Source organism: Bacillus cereus group sp. MYBK220-1 (assembly GCF_051916445.1).
GTDB classification, from domain to species: domain Bacteria; phylum Bacillota; class Bacilli; order Bacillales; family Bacillaceae_G; genus Bacillus_A; species Bacillus_A cereus.
This window is the reverse complement of the sequence record NZ_JBQAGQ010000002.1, coordinates 61730-81585: the sequence shown is the minus strand read 5'-3', so window position 1 is coordinate 81585 and position 19856 is coordinate 61730. Positions and strand designations below refer to the sequence as shown.

Here is a 19856-nt window from a genome sequence, read left to right as displayed (position 1 = left end):
ATTTTATCTAATACATGTTAATGTCGTTTAAATAACAAATGAACTTTATTAGATTTTTGTAAATATACAGTTAATTAGAAATTAAGTTCAACATTACTCGTACTATTGTATACAACCACCTTTTGTCTAAAAGAGTCTGATCATTCTTTTCCTATGACTATTCACATATAATCTTTTCTATAACACTAATGATAAGTTAAGGTTTAAGCCTATTAGACAATCTTAATTTTTAATATTTCCTTCTTTTTTTAACACATCGGCCATGCTTTTACATTTAATAGTAATAAAAGACAACTTAAAAGGAGGGGTTGTATTGAAGAATAAAAAAAATATCGGCTGTTTCGCTCCTTTATCTATTATTTGTCCAGACCCTTGTCCACCGCCCCCTCCTCCAAATCCAAATTGCGAGCGAGTAACAAATGAATTTGCAGGGAATTTCCTCATAACTAATAACACCATCTCCTCTGCCAAAGATGCATCACAATCAATGATACTATGGCAAAGTGATGGGATACTACTTATATCAGGTACTGTCTCGGTTTACAATAGTACTAGCAGCAACGAAGCAATTACAATTCAAATCGTTGGAACAGTAACCAATATTTTCACTGTGTTTCCTGGTAATACAATATCGTACACAGGAAAAGACCTACAGTCGATCAATATTATCAATATAACAAGTAATCCTTCACTATATTTAGAAGGCAAGTACTGTTGCGAATTTACATGTTGCTTATAGAATACCAATTTCATTATTTCCTTAATATAAAAAGCATACCGTTCACGGTATGCTTTTTATGAGATTGGATAACGTACTGTAATACAAAACTCTCCTTGATTAACAGTCGTTCCTGTCGTAGTAATTCGGACAGTAGTAAAATATCGGACAGTGAAAGTACCACTACTTTGTGGTTGTACAGTAATTGTATCAACCACTGTTGCACCTACTAAAAAATCAACTGTAATCGGGTTGGCACCTACATCATACTTCACGTAACCTGAACCATATACTTCTTGCGTGATATTATTTGTATATACAATTTGAGTACCAGCACCTGTAATAGACCAGTCTGTACATACTTGGTCTTGCACAAGTGTTTTATTAGAACAACAAGACAAACTGGAACTTCTCATTCCCATTTCGATCCTCTCCTATTCTGCTATGAAAGTGGATAACGTGTTGTAATACAAAATTCTCCCTGATACGTTCCAGCAGGTGTTGCAGGTAACACAACTTGTATACTATCAAAGCGGCGATACGTAAAAGCAATACTCGTTCCTGGGTTTAATGTTTGTGTATCAATTGTACCCCCAGCAGAATCAAGTACCTCTACAGTAATTGGGCCTGGTCCAACATCATATTTAACAAAACCAGTACCAATTACGTTTTGGTTAATATTATTTGTATAGAGAACATTATCAATTGCTGTTGCAACTACAGTAGCAGACCACGGACTACACACTTTATCTTGCACATAATTTTTATCTGGACAACAAGTTAATGCTGACCCTGAGCACTCACAAGACATAGTTGTTTCCCCTCTCTCTTTTATATTCCCTATATGTGTATGTCCCCCAGAGTCTTTTGCCTGTACTATTCATCTATTTTCAAAAAATATTCATGTGACTAGATAGATTCTGTTTTGTTTCTTTTTTTCATATATTTATAGACAAAGATACTAGCAACGATAAGAATAACGCCTCCTAATATCGGTAACATATATTGCCCAACAACATCCGCTGCTTTTTCCCAATGTGGACCTAATTTCATTCCAAAATAAACATACAAAGTCGTTAACGGGAACATTGCTACAAATGTATATATGCTAAATTTCCATATGTTCATTTTCGCCATACCACATGGAACAGAAATAAGCGTTCGAACTCCTGGCACAAAGCGTCCAACAAATGCTACAACCGGTCCATATTTCTCAAAGAAATCATCTGCTTTTTGAATTTGTTCTTCTTTAATGAAGAAGTATTTCCCGTATTTTATTAATAGAGGACGACCACCGTAATAACCGAGTGCATATAACGTTAAAGGTCCTGTCGTTCCGCCGAGGGTTCCGGCTAATACAGCAAGCCAAAAATTCATATCTCCCTCGTACACCCAATACCCCACCATAGGCAAAACTACTTCTGCTGGAATAAATTCAAACGTTAATGCTAACACAACTCCAAAATAAGAAAATTGCTTTAAAAACTCGATTATATCTAAAATAATTTGCTCCATATTTTCTACCCCAACTCCTATCCTACGTTTACGTTATGCTTTTCTTGTAATTGAACTGGCGCCATTTTTACAATTCGGTTCAAAATAAATAATACAATTCCAATATCATCTAAAATACCGATAAACGGTAAGAAGTCTGGAATTAAATCGAGCGGCATCGCAACATAACCAACTAAAAACGCAATAGATAAAATTTTCTTCTTTATTGAAACCTCTTTTGAAGTGAAAAAGTCAAATAGGAATGGAACAAATCGGCGAACATGAAATACAACTCTTAATCTACTAATAAGTTTTTTCATTTTTATATCTCCTCTCTTTGTATACAAAAAGGCCCCTACCAAACATGGTAAGGGTCCTAAAAAAGACAATAAGGGGCCTTTACCATTGCTGGTAAAGGTCTCACTAACAACGAAACGTTGCCAATAAAGCCGAGGGTTTCTCCCTGTAATGACGACTTTACTGTAATAAGTTACTCCCCTTTATATACACAATTTTATACAATCACATTAAAATATTTTGGAGGGCTTGTCAATATATTTTATATCCCACATCCTCCTGCTTAACATTCCGTAAAAACAAAAAACGTATAGGAAATTTCTTACTATCTCATAATATACATAATCATTTTTGAATGAAAGGAGAGGCTTCATTTGCATACCGTATGGAAAGGTGCCCTTTCACTTGGACTATTAAATATAGGAATCAAACTATACAGTGCCGTAGAAGAAAACGATATAAAATTTTTAAGTCTTCATAAAGAATGCTTAACACCTATTAAATATAAAAAATTTGCTCCTGATTGTACGGATGAAGAAATTGATGATAAAGATATTGTAAAAGCCTATGAATACGCACCTCATAAGTACATTATTATGGATGAAAAAGAATTAGCTGAGTTGCAAAAAGCTCACGAACCAAGATCTATTCGTATTATATCTTTTATCCAAAATAACGAAATTGATTCTGTTCTCTACGATCGTTCTTATTTTATAGGCCCTACCTCAGGACATGAAAAATCATATTTATTATTAAAAGAAGCACTTGAACGTACGAATAAACTTGGTCTTATCCATATTTCCATTAGAAAAAAACAACATTTAGCTATTATCCGTAACTTTGAAGATGGGCTTATATTACAAACTATTCACTACCCTAATGAAATTCGCGATATAACAAATACACCTAACTTACCAAGTAACGAAAATTATCCGATTCAAAAACAAGAACTCACAGCAGCAATCAATTTAATCCACCATCTTACAAATCCTTTTGAACAAGAGATGTATACAGATGAGTATAAAGAAGCCCTTACCGAACTAATCGAAAACAAAATTGAACAACAGGAAAAAACCGAAACAATCTCTCCAACTCCAAACATCATCAATATTATGGAGACATTACAGGCAAGTATTGAACAAGCAAAAATAAAAAGAGAAAATAAAGCAGAAAAAGAGGCCAAATAAAATTGACCTCTTTTTTCTTTAAAGCGGATTACATTTTGGCATCTCAAGTCCAGACGATTGTGCTAATTTTAATAAGTAATAACATTCTTCTCTTGCCATATGATCCGCCATTCTAGCAGATAATGCACTTAATATTTCATTCGATAACTCCAGCTCTTCAACCTCATGGAGAAAATGCGAAAATAAGTTTAACTCAAGTGAAACATCTTTTGTAAACTTCTTTAATGCAGGAAAATGATGAAGCTCTGTCCGTAAATACCCCGTCATTTCAACTGCCTTTAAGTAAAATTGTTCAAAGTGCTTCGTAAATTCTTCGCTTTTCTCTTTTAATCTTTTTTCAACAAGATCTAATCCACCAGAAATAGACCCTGCATGGCCAGCCGCATCCGTTAACCAAACGAGATGATAATGTAATTCATGAAAAACAGGCGGAACTTCTCCTTTCTTTAAAAATTCTAACACTGTTATATACTCTTCTACTTCGTTTACCATATGATTGATGAAAGTTGGTGTAAAATGAATAGTGATTTTTCCCTCGAGTTGTTTCTGTATAATACTTAATTTAAACGTTCGTATTTCCTTTGCTGCTCGTTCTGCCTCTTTTGAAAACGCAATGAGATTCACATTACGAACTTTATTTAACAGATTCGTAAATGTTTCAACAAAATAAGTGGCCTTTTTTATATCCTCTTTTTCCTTTGGAGCTAATGCATCAAGTAAAAATTGCGAATGATCAGTAAGCACCTTTAGCCAAAATTGATGCTCAAACAATGCACTTTCTTCATAATTCCTCTCCACTAAATCCCCTCCGTTTATTCGTCCTTCTCTATCACTTGAATTTTATATCCATCTGGGTCTTGTACTACAATACTCTTCTCACTTTTGTTTTCTGTATATGCAATTTTATAAAACACTAACCTCTTCTTTAAGTTCTCTATGTTAGAAATTGAAAACATTAGTACATCAATCGAATCCGTAATACTCTTCTCACGCCCACCCAAACTACGATTCATTACAAAACTAACTCTCATTGAATCAGCATCATACCAAACCCCTGTTACATCTAATTGGGGTCTTTCTAAACTAGGCTTGATTCCTAAAATCCCTTCATAAAAATACAAAGTTTCCTTTAAGTTTTTCACTTCCAATACAATGAATTGTTTCACATTCTCCACATTCATTCCCCCCGTACCTATTACTTTTTTATATGTGTCATAAAGGCCTATTATGTCTGAATACAATACGTAGTAATGAACATTTAAGGAGGTTTATCCATGAATAAATATATGCGATCATTCGTGCCCTATCATAGTCCTCTCGATCCTTGTCCTCCTATTGGAAAGAAATATTATTCTACTCCTCCTAATTTATTTTTAGGTTTTCAACCGCCAAACTTACCACAATTCACACCAAAAGAAGCGCTACAAAAAGGGACTTTATGGCCAGTTTTTTATGACTATTATGAGAATCCTTATAAAAAAGGGCGGTGACTACTGACGTGACTCAATCGCTACCAGAAGAATATTATCAGCTGTTACTGGAGCTTCAAGAACTAGACTTTGTACTAGTTGAACTAACTCTTTATTTAGATACACATCCAGATGACACCGCCGCTATTAATCAATTTAATGATTTCTCCTATAAACGAAGAGTATTAAAACAAAAGATGGAAGAAAAATACGGACCACTCCAACAGTTTGGGAACAGTTATTCTAATGCCCCTTGGGAATGGAGTAAAGGTCCTTGGCCATGGCAAATATAAAGGAGAGAAACTATGTGGATTTATGAAAAAAAATTACAATACCCTGTTAAAGTAGGAACTTGTAATCCAGCACTTGCAAAATTATTAATTGAGCAATACGGTGGTGCAGATGGAGAATTAGCTGCTGCACTACGTTACTTAAATCAGCGTTATACAATCCCGGATAAAGTCATTGGCCTCCTTACCGATATTGGTACAGAAGAATTTGCGCATCTTGAAATGATTGCTACGATGGTTTATAAGCTGACAAAAGATGCGACTCCTGAACAGATGAAGGCAGCTGGTCTCGACCCTCATTACGTCGATCATGACAGCGCACTTCATTACCATAACGCAGCTGGTGTTCCATTTACTGCAACCTATATACAAGCTAAAGGTGATCCAATTGCCGACCTATACGAAGATATTGCGGCTGAAGAAAAAGCGCGTGCCACATATCAATGGCTTATCAACCAATCTGACGATCCCGACATAAATGACAGCTTACGCTTTTTACGCGAACGAGAAATTGTCCATTCACAACGCTTCCGAGAAGCCGTTGAAATTTTAAAAGAAGAACGCGATAGAAAAATATATTTTTAATACACATATCCTAGCGATATGTGTTTTTTTGCGTTAAAAGTTAAATCTTCCCTATTAAACATACAAATAGTATATTTATTCGATTTAATGCATTATTTTTTAATTTTTTCAAAATTCCCTATTGCTTTCTAGTCATCAGACCTTTAAAATAATAACAGTTACTCGACAAATTATTTGAATTTTCGACAAAAATACTCATTAGGAGGATTTTCTTTATATGCGTACAACTTTGAAACCAGCGCAAATACTTTCGATTAGTTTATTACTATTCGCAGTTTTCTTCGGTGCTGGTAATATGATTTTCCCGCCCCTTCTTGGTCTTTCTTCCGGAGAAAATATGTGGGTTTCCATTACAGGGTTTATTATTACAGACGTCGGTTTATCTTTACTTGCTATCGTTGCTGTTGCCCTTGCTGGTGGTAGTTTTAACACTTTAGCGAGCCGTGTTCATCCAAAATTCGCAGCAGTATTCGCTATCATTATTTATCTTTCAATCGGCCCACTATTTGTTATTCCACGAACTGGATCTGTATCTTATGAAATTGGGATTGCACCACTTTTCCCAGATCAATGGTATTCTATGTTAGTTTTTAGTGCGATTTTCTTTACAGTCGTTTACTTCTTATCATTAAATCCATCCAAGCTAGTAGATCATATCGGTAAAATATTAACGCCAATTTTACTTGTAATTATTGCAATTATGGCAACAAAAGCGATTCTTTCACCAGGAACGTTTGCAGAGCCTATCGGTGACTATAAAGACATCCCGTTTTTCAAAGGATTTCTTGAAGGATTTTTAACGTTAGATGCAATTGGCGCTCTCGTACTATCAACAATTGTTGTAAATGCAATTCGTCAAAACGGTATACAAGAGAAGAAATCTATCGCGAAATATACAATCATTTGCGGAAGTATCGCTGCTCTATTCTTAACAATTGTTTACTTCTTACTCGGTTATATCGGAGCTTCAAACGGAAACTTGGGACAATTCGAGAACGGTGGTCAACTATTAGCAACTGTTATGTACCAATTCTTTGGGACAAGCGGTAATGTTTTATTAAGTATCGCCATTATCTTCGCTTGTTTAACAACAGCAATTGGTGTTGTAAGTGCATTCGCCAACTATTTCGCAACAGTATTAACAAATGTTTCTTACAAAAAGCTCGTACTATACGTTTGTATCTTTAGTTTCGTTATTTCAAACTTAGGATTAAGCTTATTAATTAAAATCACACTACCTGTATTAATTATTTTGTACCCAATTACAATCATTTTAATTTTCGTATCATTTATCGATAAATATACGAAACGTAAACCTTCTGTCTACATCGGAGCAATGATCGCAGCATTCATTATTAGCTGTATTCATGCACTTGATAATGTGGGAATGATACCAAGTTTTATCGCTAATATCGTACACACGATTCCTTTTTATAACTTAGGAATCGGCTGGATCGTTCCAGCAATAATTGGTGGTATAATCGGATACTTTATTCCGCAAACAGAAGCTGAAGGTGAAGTTTCTGCAAAGTAAAAAGAAGCAAGCATGAAATCCATGCTTGCTTCTTTTTCTCTTCACATCGTATGTTTAAACGTAAACAACTCTTCCTTTGACTGTACAGCAGATTGTTCCTCTTCTACAACTTCCTTCTTTATCTCTCCCCCTAATCGAACTTTCAACATCGCCTCTTCTAGACTTTTTACAATCATATTTCCTGAAAAAATAGTAAGTCCAAAAAATGTAATCGGAACGAGAGGGATCCACGGATTCACTGTTAATGACCTAAAGTATACTCCAATTAAACCTGACCATTCATGCGTATAAGATTCCACCTCTTTTATAGGTCCACCAAACATTACAGTCCCACCAAAGAACACTTCAAGTAATCCTAAGTGCAGTAAAATAGTAAGAGTCTGCGTAAACTGCTGAAAAAATACAAGTATAAACGTCATATAAAGGTGCGGGAAAAGATGCTTTATAACAATATGTCTTCTCGATCCACCTAATATGCGTGCGGCATCAACAAATTCCTCCGTTCGCAATTTACGAACTTCCTTCGCAACATACAGTGCAATAACTGGCATTACAAGCATTACAAGTAAGACAACTTGAAACGAAGCCCTTTCAAAAAAGGTTGTTGTCTCCTCTCCGCTTCCAAATGCATTTGCAGATTGAAGAAAAAAATACGCAATCATAACTGTCGGAATAACTGTAAAACTATCAAAGAAAGCCTCAATTTTTGAAAATCCTCTTTTTATATACGTTCCGAGTACGACACCGAAAAACACACCTATTACCATTCTAAGTGCCGCAATTAAAATAGATATACCAATCGTCCACTTCGCGCCCTCAATGACTAAATGTAACAGGTCATACCCTTTCCGGTCTGTCCCGAGTAAAAATTGTAATGAAGGTGGAAACGGTGGCACTTGTGGATTTTCATCCGCATCATATTGCAATGTAACTTGTCTAATATGTCCATCATTCCATAACGTATTTCCGATGCTCAAAAGAACTAATAGGAGAAGAAACCCAATGCTTATCCAAAATCTTTTATCACGTTTTATATACGTCCACATATTATAATCTTTCCTTCATCGCAGCCGGAATGAGATAATGAAATAATTTAAATAAAATAAAAATCGGAATATATATAAGAAGCACACTAACGATGAAAACCTCAACTCTAATACCAAAATACGATTTCAAAAACATAAAAATACCACCCGTATTAAAAATCCATTCTATAATATATAAATTAGATAACATAAAAAAGATATTCGTTTTCGCAAAGAATAATGTACTAAGCAACACATTTCGTAAAATATGACGATTTAAAATATGAAAGCGCCCCAGCCCTTTCGCCTTAGCAAATAGTACATAATCTTTTTCTAGTTCATTTTCAAAACGAAGCACGACCATTTTTACAAACATAATCGTAGTCGGGATGCTCAAACAAAGTATCGGCAATCCTCTAATTGACTCGCCTCCAATTGAAGCAATTTGAAAAGGTAAAAAACCTGTTTGTTTAAAAAACCATATAACTAAAATTTGTGATACTAAAATAAGAAGGATATCTGGAATAGATTCTAGGAAGATAAGAAATGATTTAATTCGATGTTGTATACGCGGTGAACTACTCATAATTACATAAACAATACAAAATGCTACAAATAATGAAATAAAAAAAGCAGCTAAAAAAATAATAATCGTTTCTTTATAATGGACGAACAGCTGCGGAAATAAAAATTTACCTTTCACATATTGCAAATTGGAAATATCCATTAAGTTCACAAACACTTCTTTTAAACTCTGTATGTACTTTGATACATCCAGCTTAAATCCATAGAACAATTTCGGCAGAGCCCCTAACATAATAATCCCCAAAATCGAAATAATAAATTGAATTGTCACTTCCATCCCATTCAGAAAAACTTTTTTGACCACGTTTTCCCTTCTCTCTCTTTATATTTTACTCTCTAATTTTATTCTTAATTTTCTGAATTGTAAATATTCAAACATAAAAAATCACTAGGTTATGATCCTAGTGATTCTTTATGCGCATGCCTTTCTCTTTTTGCAAACGCCATATACAAAATAAAACACCCAATAAGTGCTGCGAGTTCTAATGAAATAATATAGTAAGGATGCGGTCCTAACATATCGAGTAGTGAAGCTGTTTCTGGCTTATGAGCTAAAAACATATAATTACCGCCTGTTTTATAATTCACAAACGAAACAAGCGGAATCAATATGTTTAAAAATATCATCGTACGCTTAATAGATTGCAAGGTCGGTCTATAGCCTTCCACCCAAGTCATAAAGAGTGGTGCCCAAATGAGCAATATATGCGCGATAAAATATTCAATGAAACGAAAATGCGGAAAAGCATACTGCAAGTTTGGCGTTAAAATAGCTTGTGATGCACCAATAATTCCCGTGAAAAATACAATCTCATATATGCGGTAACTTTTCGTTACGATCATAATCGACGCTAATAATAAACTAATCGTACATAATTCAAACGGTAATGAAGTAGCTAGCTCAAAAATCCCCGCTTTCCACTCCCACATATGAAGCCCAATTTCACTACCTATAAATAAAAATGCAATTGCATATCGAACCGTTATATTCCACTCACTTTGACGTAATACATCTTGATATTGATACAGAAAAAATATCCCCACCAACATAATAAATAATATAAGGGCATGTTGCCTTGAGTATGGAATAAATGGTTTTAATGGGTGTGCGCTAAAATAAGCTTCCATCTTCCTTCCTCCTTTCCTCCATACAATATTATTGTAAGAAAGAAACGACGAGTCAATTCATTTGCTTACACTAGGACAACCTCTACCTTACATTTACATATTCATACCTTACAAAACTGTAAGGTTATTGTAAGCTAAAACGATTTGTCAGATTCTTCACCTCTTCTATACTTAATGTAGATACTAAAACGAACGAAAAGGTGATAAATAGATGAAAAAGAAAAATAAAGTGTTAATTACTAGTGTAGTAGCAATCGGAATTGCAGCTGGATCATACTTTGCATTTGCTGGAGGCGGTTCAGAAGTAGCAATGGCATATAGCGGATATAAAGTAACTGAAAAACAAATCCAAAACGCGCAAAAATTTGGTGGCGAAGTTATTCCAAACGGAATTGAAACTATTTCATTCGATCCAACAAAAGGAACATATGAATTAGCTGTAAAAAAAGGCGATGAAGTGAAAAAAGGTCAGCTTCTATTTAAATACAATGACCCGACTGCTAAACAAGGTGTAACAGAAGCAGAAATGCAAAAGAAAATCGCACAAAAAGAAGTAACGTTGTTCCAAAAACAACTTGATGCAGCGAAACAAAAGTTACAAAAAGATAAAAATGCAGGCCTTCCCGCTGAAGCATTAAAAGCATCAGAAGCTGAAGTTGGGCAATTAGAATCACAACTTGAAATGAAAAAGTTTGATGTTGAAAAATTTGATGAAATGATTAAAACAGCAAAAGAGAAAGTAAACAATCTTTCTGTAACAAGTCCTGCTGATGGCGTAATTGATGATATCGTGAAAACTGCTGACGAAAAAACAGGTATGAGCGGCGTTACTCTTCGTCACGCTGGTCAATTTAAGGTAAAAGGTCAACTTTCTGAATATGAGCTTGCTAGTATGAAAGTTGGGCAAGAAGTAACTGTTTCATCAAAAACTGTCGCTGGTAAGACTTGGACAGGAAAAGTAACAGAAATCGGTTCTACACCATTAAAGAGCATGGATGAAAATAAAACTGTTTCTAACTATCAATTCACTGTCACATTAGATAATAGTGACGAATTACAAAACGGCTTCCACGTTTACGTAACAAGTAAATCTGGCGAAGCAACTGGTACAATTGTTCCGAAAAGCAGTATCGTGAAAAAAGGTGACAAAAATGTTGTCTTCGTTGTAAAAGACGGTAAGGCGAAAGAACAAGCAGTTACTGTTGAATTCGAGACTGATAGCGAAGCAAAAGTTTCTGGAGTGAAAAAAGGAGAGGAAATTATCTCTAAACCTGAAAAAGACTTAAAAGATGGTATGGAGGTTGTCGCCCAGTGATTAACTTAAAAGGCATCACGAAATCCTTCCAAAATGGTGCAGAGTCCGTTCAAATATTACACGGAATTGACGTAACATTGAACCAAGGAGAATTCACTTCAATTATGGGACCTTCTGGTTCTGGTAAATCAACATTAATGAACATTATCGGTTGCTTAGATAAACCGACGACAGGTACGTACGAACTAGCCGGTCAAAATATTTCAAACATGTCTGAAACAGAACTTGCACACGTACGTAATAAAGAGATTGGATTCGTATTCCAAAACTTCATGTTATTACCGAGACTTACAGCGCTTCAAAATGTAGAACTACCTCTTATTTACGCTGGAGTCGATAAAAAAGAAAGACGCGAGCGCTCATTAGCTGCTTTAACAAAAGTCGGTTTAGCTGATCGCGCTACTCACTTACCAAACGAATTATCAGGTGGACAAAAGCAGCGTGTCGCCGTTGCACGTGCAATCGTAAATAACCCAAAATTCATTTTAGCCGATGAACCGACGGGAGCACTTGATACGAAAACAAGCACACAAATTATGGACCTCTTTTACGAATTAAATAAACAAGGCTCAACCATCATTATGATTACCCATGACCGTGAAATCGGGGAAGCTGCAGCACGTCAAATTGTAATTCGTGACGGAAATATCGTCCAAGATTGGAGAGGTTAATTTTGAATACGAGTGAAAATATACGCATGGCCCTTTCCTCTATCTTTGCTCATAAAATGCGTTCTATCTTAACGATGTTAGGTATTATTATCGGTATTAGTGCCATTATTACTATCATTTCAATGGGTGATGGTACAAACGCAAAGTTTAAAAAAGAATTAGGCCAAGGAAAAGATAACGAAGTAACGATTTACTACAACAATCCTGATTACGGAACAGATAGTGCCAAAATCACACCTGATATGCTAAACCGTCTGCAAACTGTACCAGGCGTTAAAGATGTGTATCCAGACGTAAGTATGAAAGTAAAAGCATCTGCTGGTTCAAAAGATGTAAATCTTGATTTAAAAGGTGGAACAGGCGCCTTTATGACAGATTCGAAAATAAAATTAGTTCACGGTCGTGAATTAAATGACAGTGAACTAAATCAAGCAATCCCTGCTGTTATATTAAATGAAGAAGCTTTCAACAAATTATTTAGTAGTGGTTGGGAATCAAATCAATACACAGATATAAAAGGAAAGCCGTATAAAATAGTTGGTGTATACGAAACGAAAAATGACTTTGGAATGCCTATGCCTGAAGGTTATACATCACTTGAAAATGCGCCTGTCATTTCAGGAGTAAATGAGTATGACTCTGTAAGATTAACAATGACCTCTCCGACAGAACGTAAAAGTGTAGAAAAACAAGCTGTTTCTGTTTTAAACGAAATGAAAGCTCCTAAATTTGAGCACAAATTCGAAGCACAAGATTTAGGTGAATTTACGAAACAACTAGACGAATCAATCGGTATGATGAAAATGGTATTCGGTGGTATTGCCGCTATCTCCTTACTTGTTGGTGGTATCGGTGTAATGAACATCATGCTCGTATCTGTAACAGAACGTACACGTGAGATTGGTATTCGTAAAGCACTTGGTGCAACACGTGGTAAAGTATTAACACAATTCTTAATCGAATCTTGTATATTAACAGGACTTGGTGGTTTCATCGGATTCATGCTCGGTATTTTCTTCGCTTGGATCGTCTCAATCTTTGCTGGATGGCCACTCGTTGTCTCAAAAGAACTTGGACTTCTTGCAGTAGGTATCTCAATGTTAATCGGTATTATATTCGGTTTACTGCCAGCTAACAAAGCTGCCAAACTGGATCCAATTGAATGTTTACGATATGAATAAACAAAAACGTAGGAGTTTACACTCCTGCGTTTTTTATTTATCTACTAAATTGAGTTTCTTCTATTATATATGTTTCACGTTACAACTATCATTCAAATACTCTTCATTATTTATAGATACTAAGGCTATTATCTAATTCTATTATTGCAAAAATACTATGTAACAGACGAAAATCAAGGCGTAATTTTTTCCATACTTCGACTGATTTTGTAACAATTATATCGATATTTTATTAAATTTCACCTCATTTATATATTTTCACGCCTAAAAAGATTATCGTTTCATAACTAAATTTCCATTCAAACAGTAAAATAAGCTATTTTTGTAACACTATAGATATCATCAAGAAATATTACTGCAACATTATTAACGTTACAGTAATTGAAATACTACTCATTTTGTGTTTCATATGCCCTAATACGCCAAAAAACAACAAGGAAGCGCTATCAGGAAATTTATGGAATTGTTACAGAATATTAATGCCCCATTACGAAAGCTTTGTAATTTTATGTTTTTCTCAAATAAGAAAATAATGGTTGCTATAATGAGGTCAACGAAAACAAATGCAATGGAGGCTATTATGAAAAAATTTATGGGTATAGCAACAGCAGCGGTTTTTGGTCTTGGGATTTTCACAACATCTGCTAAAGCAGAAACAATCGTAACGACTGACGTACTAAACGTACGAGAAAACCCAACTACTGAATCAAAAGTTGTAGGAAAATTATTAGATGGATATAAAGTAAATGTTTTACATACAGAAAATGGTTGGTCAAAAGTTCAATTGAATGGCGGTAAAGAAGCTTTCATAAGCGCTGACTATACAAAAGACACTTACTACGTAACAGCAAACGTATTAAACGTACGTGCTGGGGCAAACACAGACTCAGAGATTCTTGGTAAGTTGAAAAAAGATGATGTAATTGAAACAACACACCAAGTACAAAATGATTGGATTCAATTTGAATATAACGGAAAAACAGCTTATGTTCATGTTCCTTACTTAACAGGTAAAGCACCAGTTAAAGTTCAACCAGTAGCTAAAGTTGAAAAAACGACTACAGTTCAAGATACAGCTAAAGTTCGTGAAGCGGCTAAAGCTCAGGAAGTAGCTGAAACTCAAGCAAAAGCTAAAGCAGTGGAAGCAACTAAAGCTCGCGAAGCAGCTGAAGCCCAAGCAGAAGTTAAAGCTCAAGAAGCGGCTAAAGCTCGTGAAGCTGCTAAGGCTCAAGAAGCTGCTAAAGCTCAGGCAGATGCTGAAGCTCAAGCAGAAGTTAAAGCTCAAGAGGCTGCTAAAGCTCGTGAAGCTGCTAAAGCTCAAGCAGATGCTGAAGCTCAAGCAGCGGCTAAGGCTCAAGAAGCAGCTAAAGCTCGTGAAGCGGCTAAAGCTCAAGAGGCAGCTGAAGCTCGTGAAGCAGCTAAGGCTCAAGAAGCAGCTGAAGCTCGTGAAGCGGCTAAGGCTCAAGAAGCGGCTAAAGCTCAAAAACCAGCTACACAACAACCTGTTGCAAAAGAAACTGAAACAAGTGCACCATCATCTTCTCGTGAGTTACGTGTTGTAGCAACAGCTTACACAGCAGATCCACTTGAAAATGGTTATAAAGCAGGCGACCAAGTAAAATCAGCTTTAGGCCACAACTTAACAGCTAATCCAAACATGAAACTAATTGCAGTTGATCCAAGTGTCATTCCATTAGGTTCAAAAGTATGGGTTGAAGGTTACGGAGTAGCAATCGCTGGTGATACTGGTGGAGCTATTAAAGGTAATAAAATCGACGTTTTAATGCCAGATAAAGGTTCATCAAGTAGCTGGGGACGTAAAACAGTTACAGTTAAAGTATTAAACTAGTTAGTAAAAAAAGGAGTCAGTCTTATCGTTGAGACTGACTCCTTTTCTATAATTATTACATTCTTTCTTTCTCTTGAAAGTAAGCAATATTGTCTCGAAGCCATTCCCTCTCTGATATAAATAAGTTCCCTCGTTTTTTATATACTTTATCAAATATCCTTAAAACTTCTTCATGATTAGCAAACTTATGTAAGAAACGAAGAGCAATGATAATCTCTGCTTCATCCGTAGGCTCTACTTCATTTTTACGTCTTCTAGCAACAATTTTATTCACACGTTCGCAAATTGGTCTCATTGCCATTTCGTCGCCATACGTATAAATAGCTCGAACAGCTTCATATTTCACCATCACATTTCTATCCTGTAAAGCTTCAATATAAACTATTTGTAAGTCCGATCCCCCTATTTTTGCTAACACCTCAATAACAGTTGAACGAACATAGGCACTATTACTATATAAAAGCTTTGTTAACGGCAGAATCGATTGATTTGTTCCAATCTCAAACAATGTATAACAAATATTTGTAATCTCATCTTTATTTTCTTGAGTATCCAGCAACTTTAGTAAAGCACTCTCCGCTTCTAATGATTTACATAACTTTAAGGAAGAAACTGCCCAAAAACGAACACTATCGTTTTTATGGTAAATATACGGAATAATTTTATTTGTATCACTTACTTCTGGCAATGTATAAATATTACTAAGCAGTTCACTTAACAAAGTCGGGTTTTGTTCACATTCCAAACAATCTATAAGATAATCAGCAATACTGATCTCTTTCGTATTAATAGCGAGTTTCGTCATTAAATAATAAATGTCTTTCTTCATAGATACCTTTTTTGCTTTGATTACCTTCTGCTGTAAATAAGGAAAAGTTAATAAGTCATTTAACGCTTTTGCTTCATCATACGCACGATGCCAAATCTTTGTTTCCTCATCATCCATCCGCCTTAATAAATCATCTATATACTCTTCCATCTCCTTCTCTCCCCGTCCAAATTAAGTCTATCTCTTTGCATTCTATATACGATAGATTACTATTTCAACAGAAAAAAGAGGATGCCACAGCATCCTCTCCTTCTCTTCCCTATTCCACACAAGTAAATTGCGTCCAAGCTCCTACATAATCTAGTAAGAATAACTCCTCTTCCGCAATTGTACCGACGATATTTTTCCGTTCATCTATCGGCATCTCTTTCAGAATGATTTGCAGTTCACCTTTATACTTACCAAATGAATTGTTTCCAATTACAACTTGCCCTCTTTCCTGCAGCACACTTTCACGCACTGGGAAGTCATAGTCTTTGTACTTTTTACGTACTTCTGTAGAACGTACCATATACTCTGTTATGTCGCCGCGCCTTACGTGTAATTCTTGCAGCGTAGCTCTCTTCTCTACTTCAGTCGCTTCGTCTACAAAGTGCACTTTTAGCTGTAACATGTAGCGATTTAAGTTTCCTAGTTTCTCTAACTCTTCCTCACTCGCATAAGCATTTCCGATAATGACATCATCAATTAACCCTGTTGCCCATAAATGCTTCGCTTGTACTTCAATTGGTAAATTACGATGCTCTTCTAATGTACATAATCCATCGTTAATATCCCATGGACCGATGTTTGCGACATGTGATGTAATAAAGGCTGCACTGCGAATACCATGCTTTTTAAAGCGTTCACTACAGCGAATGAAATAATCGTATGGAAGACCAGTGAATTTTTGCGGATAAAAATTATGGCAACCAATTAAAGCTGATTTATTCGCTTGATGCGAAAGAATATTTTCTAAGTACGCAATATCGTTACTTACATTTAACTCAATTTTTAAACCGTACGGATTATTCGTCATTTTCGCTTCAGTTAACCCGTCGAAGCCTACATCTAAACGAATACCGTCTGCGCCTAACTCCGCGAAGAATGATAAATCGCTATAACTAATACCAAGCTGATCAAACACAGCCGGAGCTACATCTAAAATAACTTCCATATTGTTATCTTTTGCGTGATTAATAATCTCTTTAAATTCAGCTACAATTTCTTCTTTCGGACGATTCACAGATAACAAACAAGTAAATATTCTTGAGAAACCGTGTCGTGCCGCTGCGGAAATATAAGCCATATCTTTTTCTTTCGTTGAATGTTCTGGATAAAGTGAAATTCCTAATTTACGCTCCATGCTTTTGCATCTCCTTCACACGTTGTATTAATGCCATGCTCGTAAATCTATATTTTGCAGATAAACACGTTGCACATAAAATTGTCGGTACAATAATTACGTACGGTGATTGCAATCCTAACATTACATATGCACCCATTGAACAACCGATAAATAAAACTGATACTAGTAGTAACACTAATAAAGATTTACTTTGTACCCATTTCGAATAATGGGCAATACACTGTCCGACCACGAATGTAATTAAGATGATAATTGCTCCGAGCATTCTGTTTTCTCCTCTCCTGCTAATTGTTGTTTCTCATACATTTTGAAGAATGGATAGTAAATAACGAATGAGATAACAAAGTTAACAAGTACAAGTACACCAGCCATAATTGTCCAGTCCGTACTAATTACCGCTGCAATTGGTGCTAACATCGTAAATGGCAGTTTCGCCATCATAAGTGGAATCATACCTGAAACAACTGCGAAATATGATACTGTCGTTGTCACTAACGGTGTAATAACGAACGGAATAATTAAGATTGGGTTCATTACAATCGGTGCCCCAAAAATAATTGGTTCGTTAATATTGAATAAACCTGGTACGAATGATAATCTACCTAACTCTTTTAGGAACTTAGATTTAGAGAACATAAACATAATTACTAAAGCTAACGTTGAACCTGATCCGCCAATCCATACGAACCATTGAATGAATTGCTCTGTAAATAAGTTTGGTAACTGATGTGCATTTCCTGTAGCAGTGAATACTTCCATATTTTCAAGAATTGCTGAATCCCACATCGGACGAATAATTGGTCCTAAAATCGCTGGTCCATGTATACCGAATGACCAGAAAAACACGATTAAGAATACTGTTAATAAACCACCGAATAAATTATTTCCTACTAATACTGATTTTAATGGTGCGATTAAATATGTAATTGTTGTATTTACATCGAATTTCAAACCGTAGCGAATGCCCCAGAATAAAAGAATAACTGCTAATGTTGGAATTAATGCTGCAAACGAATTTGAAACTGCGGGTGGTACACTATCTGGTAATTTAATCGAGATATTATGCTTAATCATAAAATGATAAATTTCTACTGCAATTAATGCTGTAACAATTGCGCCAAATAAAGACGTTGCACTTAATGTTCCTACTGAAATATATCTACCTGCATCAATAACACCTGGTACAGCTTTCGTAATTTGAATTGGTTCAACTGATGCTAGTAAAAAGGCGAGTACAGATAATAACCCTGCACTTAACTGATTGAGCTGATAAAAGTTCGCGAGCGAAGCCCCTACACCAAACGCTGCGTATAATGCCATTAGCCCTACTGTAAATCGGAATGGAATATCTAAAATATGGCGAAACGGTGCAATCCATTCCATATATGCATCAATTGGTAAATTTAAAAAGATAACGAAAAATGATCCGACGATCGTTAACGGCAATGTAGAAATAACCCCGTTTCGAATTGCTAATAAATGTCGTTGTCCTGCAATCTTTTGCGTTGTTGGCATAATCTTTTGTTCCATAAAACTCATAAACCCATTCATCAATAGCCCTCCTCTTTCTCTCTACTATAAAAGAATGAAATAAACTTTATAACATTATAATGTTTATATTTAAAAAGATATAATTATGCTAAAACTAATTGTTCTGCTTGCTTAAGCACCTTCAAACCATCACACATGCCATAATCTCGTTGGTCTATAATCGCAACTGGTATATTGTATGAATTTGCAAGAAACTCTACAGCTGGGAATAAATATTTCACCTGTGGTCCAATTAAAACGACATCGGCTTCCTTAATTTCAAGCTTCACTAGTTCTGAATCAACTGCCTTAATTTTATAATTCTTCCCCTGTTTCTTTGCCTCTTCTTGCATTTTTCTTACGACCATACTCGTTGACATACCTGCTGCACAACATAATAAAATGTACATCTTATACGGTCACTTTCTCTTCTACTCGTTTATGAAGAGCAATAAATTCTTCAGCCAGTTCTTTCACTGTAATTGCATTCATTAAATGATCTTGTGCGTGCACCAACAGTAAACTAATTTCTGCATGATTTCCTCTTGCCTCTTCTTGAATTAAATCCGTTTGAATACGATGCGCTGCTGAAATTTCCTCACTAGCAAGTTTCATCTTTTCACCGGCATTCCCGAAATCTCCTTGTCTTGCAAAAGCAATTGCTTCAAGCGCCGCACTTCTCGCATTGCCACCATGTAAAATTAACGCAAATGGAGTTTGCATATCAGCCATTTTAAATTCCCCCAAGCTATATGTTTTCTATATTTCCATCTTATTATGAAAACGCATACAATTAAACATAAAAAACTTCCGTTATGTAA

At 35.5% G+C, this 19856-nt stretch carries 26 protein-coding genes; 10 read left to right on the top strand and 16 right to left on the bottom strand.

From position 1 onward, the window contains the following. Positions 1-222: 222 nt before the first annotated feature. Positions 223-471, bottom strand: coding sequence for a hypothetical protein (locus tag ACTFRU_RS07310; protein ID WP_002025365.1), 249 nt, complete (start codon positions 469-471; stop codon positions 223-225). Between ACTFRU_RS07310 and ACTFRU_RS07305 the strand changes: the two genes are divergently transcribed. After that, a complete protein-coding gene (locus tag ACTFRU_RS07305) occupies positions 356-739 on the top strand; it encodes an S-Ena type endospore appendage (protein WP_434714555.1) in 384 nt (127 codons plus the stop codon). The two genes, ACTFRU_RS07310 and ACTFRU_RS07305, sit on opposite strands and share 116 nt — an antisense overlap. A gap of 56 nt (positions 740-795) precedes the next feature. On the opposite strand, the gene ACTFRU_RS07300 is transcribed toward ACTFRU_RS07305, so the two are convergent. The 4 genes from ACTFRU_RS07300 to ACTFRU_RS07285 form a co-directional block, all read right to left on the bottom strand. Further along, on the bottom strand, positions 796-1140 hold the full coding sequence (locus ACTFRU_RS07300; RefSeq protein ID WP_000525819.1) for a DUF3992 domain-containing protein: 345 nt from the start codon (positions 1138-1140) through the stop codon (positions 796-798). A gap of 20 nt (positions 1141-1160) precedes the next feature. Then, positions 1161-1529: a DUF3992 domain-containing protein gene (locus tag ACTFRU_RS07295; RefSeq protein ID WP_001277537.1), complete on the bottom strand. Its 369-nt coding sequence runs from the start codon at positions 1527-1529 to the stop codon at positions 1161-1163. Between the two features lie 98 nt (positions 1530-1627). Next, a complete protein-coding gene (locus ACTFRU_RS07290; RefSeq protein ID WP_000435017.1) occupies positions 1628-2233 on the bottom strand; it encodes a DedA family protein in 606 nt (201 codons plus the stop codon). A gap of 17 nt (positions 2234-2250) precedes the next feature. Beyond that, complete coding sequence (locus ACTFRU_RS07285; RefSeq protein WP_000733844.1) at positions 2251-2532, bottom strand: YkvA family protein; 282 nt, start codon at positions 2530-2532, stop codon at positions 2251-2253. 351 nt (positions 2533-2883) lie between these two features. Here ACTFRU_RS07285 and ku point away from each other — a divergent pair, with 351 nt between their 5' ends. Further along, on the top strand, positions 2884-3696 hold the full coding sequence (ku, locus tag ACTFRU_RS07280; RefSeq protein ID WP_000557737.1) for a non-homologous end joining protein Ku: 813 nt from the start codon (positions 2884-2886) through the stop codon (positions 3694-3696). Between the two features lie 18 nt (positions 3697-3714). Here the strand turns inward: ku and ACTFRU_RS07275 are convergent, their stop codons facing one another. Continuing rightward, a complete protein-coding gene (locus tag ACTFRU_RS07275; protein ID WP_000440986.1) occupies positions 3715-4494 on the bottom strand; it encodes a DUF2935 domain-containing protein in 780 nt (259 codons plus the stop codon). 14 nt (positions 4495-4508) lie between these two features. Further along, the gene (locus ACTFRU_RS07270) at positions 4509-4937 is read right to left on the bottom strand and encodes a VOC family protein (protein ID WP_165443285.1); all 429 of its coding nucleotides are present in this window, start codon (positions 4935-4937) and stop codon (positions 4509-4511) included. 33 nt (positions 4938-4970) lie between these two features. On the opposite strand from ACTFRU_RS07270, the gene ACTFRU_RS07265 reads away from it, so the two are divergent. The 4 genes from ACTFRU_RS07265 to brnQ2 all read left to right on the top strand — a co-directional run bounded on the left by ACTFRU_RS07265 (position 4971) and on the right by brnQ2 (position 7574). Next, a complete protein-coding gene (locus tag ACTFRU_RS07265) occupies positions 4971-5186 on the top strand; it encodes a spore coat associated protein CotJA (protein ID WP_001046257.1) in 216 nt (71 codons plus the stop codon). 8 nt (positions 5187-5194) lie between these two features. Continuing rightward, a complete protein-coding gene (locus tag ACTFRU_RS07260) occupies positions 5195-5458 on the top strand; it encodes a spore coat protein CotJB (RefSeq protein ID WP_000194492.1) in 264 nt (87 codons plus the stop codon). 12 nt (positions 5459-5470) lie between these two features. Beyond that, the gene (gene cotJC / locus ACTFRU_RS07255) at positions 5471-6040 is read left to right on the top strand and encodes a spore coat protein CotJC (protein ID WP_000265278.1); all 570 of its coding nucleotides are present in this window, start codon (positions 5471-5473) and stop codon (positions 6038-6040) included. 217 nt (positions 6041-6257) lie between these two features. Continuing rightward, positions 6258-7574: a branched-chain amino acid transport system II carrier protein BrnQ2 gene (gene brnQ2, locus ACTFRU_RS07250; protein ID WP_001260934.1), complete on the top strand. Its 1317-nt coding sequence runs from the start codon at positions 6258-6260 to the stop codon at positions 7572-7574. A 41-nt stretch (positions 7575-7615) separates the two neighbouring features. On the opposite strand, the gene ACTFRU_RS07245 is transcribed toward brnQ2, so the two are convergent. The 3 genes from ACTFRU_RS07245 to ACTFRU_RS07235 all read right to left on the bottom strand — a co-directional run bounded on the left by ACTFRU_RS07245 (position 7616) and on the right by ACTFRU_RS07235 (position 10312). Continuing rightward, entirely contained in the window at positions 7616-8620 is a 1005-nt protein-coding gene (locus tag ACTFRU_RS07245) for an ABC transporter permease (RefSeq protein ID WP_000269955.1), read from the bottom strand. Between the two features lies 1 nt (position 8621). After that, positions 8622-9488: an ABC transporter permease subunit gene (locus ACTFRU_RS07240; protein ID WP_000239670.1), complete on the bottom strand. Its 867-nt coding sequence runs from the start codon at positions 9486-9488 to the stop codon at positions 8622-8624. A gap of 89 nt (positions 9489-9577) precedes the next feature. Beyond that, positions 9578-10312, bottom strand: a complete 735-nt coding sequence (locus ACTFRU_RS07235; RefSeq protein ID WP_000388697.1) for a YwaF family protein — start codon at positions 10310-10312, stop codon at positions 9578-9580. 211 nt (positions 10313-10523) lie between these two features. On the opposite strand from ACTFRU_RS07235, the gene ACTFRU_RS07230 reads away from it, so the two are divergent. From ACTFRU_RS07230 to entC, 4 genes are all read left to right on the top strand, one after another. Then, positions 10524-11627 (top strand): efflux RND transporter periplasmic adaptor subunit, encoded by a 1104-nt coding sequence (locus ACTFRU_RS07230; protein ID WP_000728834.1) that lies wholly within the window; start codon positions 10524-10526, stop codon positions 11625-11627. After that, positions 11624-12298, top strand: a complete 675-nt coding sequence (locus tag ACTFRU_RS07225) for an ABC transporter ATP-binding protein (RefSeq protein ID WP_000609100.1) — start codon at positions 11624-11626, stop codon at positions 12296-12298. The genes ACTFRU_RS07230 and ACTFRU_RS07225 overlap by 4 nt, the downstream gene beginning before the upstream one ends. A 26-nt stretch (positions 12299-12324) precedes the next feature. Next, positions 12325-13479: an ABC transporter permease gene (locus tag ACTFRU_RS07220; protein WP_001986269.1), complete on the top strand. Its 1155-nt coding sequence runs from the start codon at positions 12325-12327 to the stop codon at positions 13477-13479. Between the two features lie 457 nt (positions 13480-13936). Continuing rightward, positions 13937-15328 carry a cell wall-binding protein EntC gene (gene entC, locus ACTFRU_RS07215; protein WP_142384871.1) on the top strand — a complete coding sequence of 464 codons (1392 nt, stop codon included), beginning with the start codon at positions 13937-13939 and terminating at the stop codon, positions 15326-15328. A gap of 55 nt (positions 15329-15383) precedes the next feature. Here entC and ACTFRU_RS07210 read toward each other — a convergent pair whose 3' ends face one another. The 6 genes from ACTFRU_RS07210 to ACTFRU_RS07185 form a co-directional block, all read right to left on the bottom strand. After that, complete coding sequence (locus ACTFRU_RS07210) at positions 15384-16307, bottom strand: HEAT repeat domain-containing protein (RefSeq protein ID WP_016121939.1); 924 nt, start codon at positions 16305-16307, stop codon at positions 15384-15386. A gap of 109 nt (positions 16308-16416) precedes the next feature. Continuing rightward, positions 16417-17502, bottom strand: coding sequence for a DUF871 domain-containing protein (locus ACTFRU_RS07205; protein WP_000440054.1), 1086 nt, complete (start codon positions 17500-17502; stop codon positions 16417-16419). Further along, complete coding sequence (locus ACTFRU_RS07200; RefSeq protein ID WP_000900048.1) at positions 17492-17770, bottom strand: hypothetical protein; 279 nt, start codon at positions 17768-17770, stop codon at positions 17492-17494. The genes ACTFRU_RS07205 and ACTFRU_RS07200 overlap by 11 nt, the downstream gene beginning before the upstream one ends. Beyond that, positions 17746-19056, bottom strand: a complete 1311-nt coding sequence (locus ACTFRU_RS07195; RefSeq protein ID WP_001013053.1) for a PTS sugar transporter subunit IIC — start codon at positions 19054-19056, stop codon at positions 17746-17748. Before ACTFRU_RS07195 ends, ACTFRU_RS07200 begins: the two co-directional genes overlap by 25 nt. A gap of 83 nt (positions 19057-19139) precedes the next feature. Next, positions 19140-19445: a PTS sugar transporter subunit IIB gene (locus ACTFRU_RS07190; protein WP_000275642.1), complete on the bottom strand. Its 306-nt coding sequence runs from the start codon at positions 19443-19445 to the stop codon at positions 19140-19142. Position 19446: 1 nt separating this feature from the next. After that, positions 19447-19767: a PTS lactose/cellobiose transporter subunit IIA gene (locus ACTFRU_RS07185; protein ID WP_000774631.1), complete on the bottom strand. Its 321-nt coding sequence runs from the start codon at positions 19765-19767 to the stop codon at positions 19447-19449. Positions 19768-19856: the final 89 nt, after the last annotated feature.

What these genes read in the sequence shown, in the direction of transcription:
- ACTFRU_RS07300 (WP_000525819.1), bottom strand. Translation starts at nt 1,140, where the DNA reads ATGGGAATGAGAAGTTCCAGTTTGTCTTGTTGTTCTAATAAAACACTT.
- ACTFRU_RS07295 (WP_001277537.1), bottom strand. Translation starts at nt 1,529, where the DNA reads ATGTCTTGTGAGTGCTCAGGGTCAGCATTAACTTGTTGTCCAGATAAA.
- ACTFRU_RS07290 (WP_000435017.1), bottom strand. Translation starts at nt 2,233, where the DNA reads ATGGAGCAAATTATTTTAGATATAATCGAGTTTTTAAAGCAATTTTCT.
- ACTFRU_RS07285 (WP_000733844.1), bottom strand. Translation starts at nt 2,532, where the DNA reads ATGAAAAAACTTATTAGTAGATTAAGAGTTGTATTTCATGTTCGCCGA.
- ACTFRU_RS07265 (WP_001046257.1), top strand. Translation starts at nt 4,971, where the DNA reads ATGAATAAATATATGCGATCATTCGTGCCCTATCATAGTCCTCTCGAT.
- cotJC (WP_000265278.1), top strand. Translation starts at nt 5,471, where the DNA reads ATGTGGATTTATGAAAAAAAATTACAATACCCTGTTAAAGTAGGAACT.
- brnQ2 (WP_001260934.1), top strand. Translation starts at nt 6,258, where the DNA reads ATGCGTACAACTTTGAAACCAGCGCAAATACTTTCGATTAGTTTATTA.
- ACTFRU_RS07245 (WP_000269955.1), bottom strand. Translation starts at nt 8,620, where the DNA reads ATGTGGACGTATATAAAACGTGATAAAAGATTTTGGATAAGCATTGGG.
- ACTFRU_RS07235 (WP_000388697.1), bottom strand. Translation starts at nt 10,312, where the DNA reads ATGGAAGCTTATTTTAGCGCACACCCATTAAAACCATTTATTCCATAC.
- ACTFRU_RS07230 (WP_000728834.1), top strand. Translation starts at nt 10,524, where the DNA reads ATGAAAAAGAAAAATAAAGTGTTAATTACTAGTGTAGTAGCAATCGGA.
- ACTFRU_RS07220 (WP_001986269.1), top strand. Translation starts at nt 12,325, where the DNA reads ATGGCCCTTTCCTCTATCTTTGCTCATAAAATGCGTTCTATCTTAACG.
- entC (WP_142384871.1), top strand. Translation starts at nt 13,937, where the DNA reads ATGGAATTGTTACAGAATATTAATGCCCCATTACGAAAGCTTTGTAAT.
- ACTFRU_RS07210 (WP_016121939.1), bottom strand. Translation starts at nt 16,307, where the DNA reads ATGGAAGAGTATATAGATGATTTATTAAGGCGGATGGATGATGAGGAA.
- ACTFRU_RS07205 (WP_000440054.1), bottom strand. Translation starts at nt 17,502, where the DNA reads ATGGAGCGTAAATTAGGAATTTCACTTTATCCAGAACATTCAACGAAA.
- ACTFRU_RS07200 (WP_000900048.1), bottom strand. Translation starts at nt 17,770, where the DNA reads ATGCTCGGAGCAATTATCATCTTAATTACATTCGTGGTCGGACAGTGT.
- ACTFRU_RS07195 (WP_001013053.1), bottom strand. Translation starts at nt 19,056, where the DNA reads ATGAATGGGTTTATGAGTTTTATGGAACAAAAGATTATGCCAACAACG.
- ACTFRU_RS07190 (WP_000275642.1), bottom strand. Translation starts at nt 19,445, where the DNA reads ATGTACATTTTATTATGTTGTGCAGCAGGTATGTCAACGAGTATGGTC.
- ACTFRU_RS07185 (WP_000774631.1), bottom strand. Translation starts at nt 19,767, where the DNA reads ATGGCTGATATGCAAACTCCATTTGCGTTAATTTTACATGGTGGCAAT.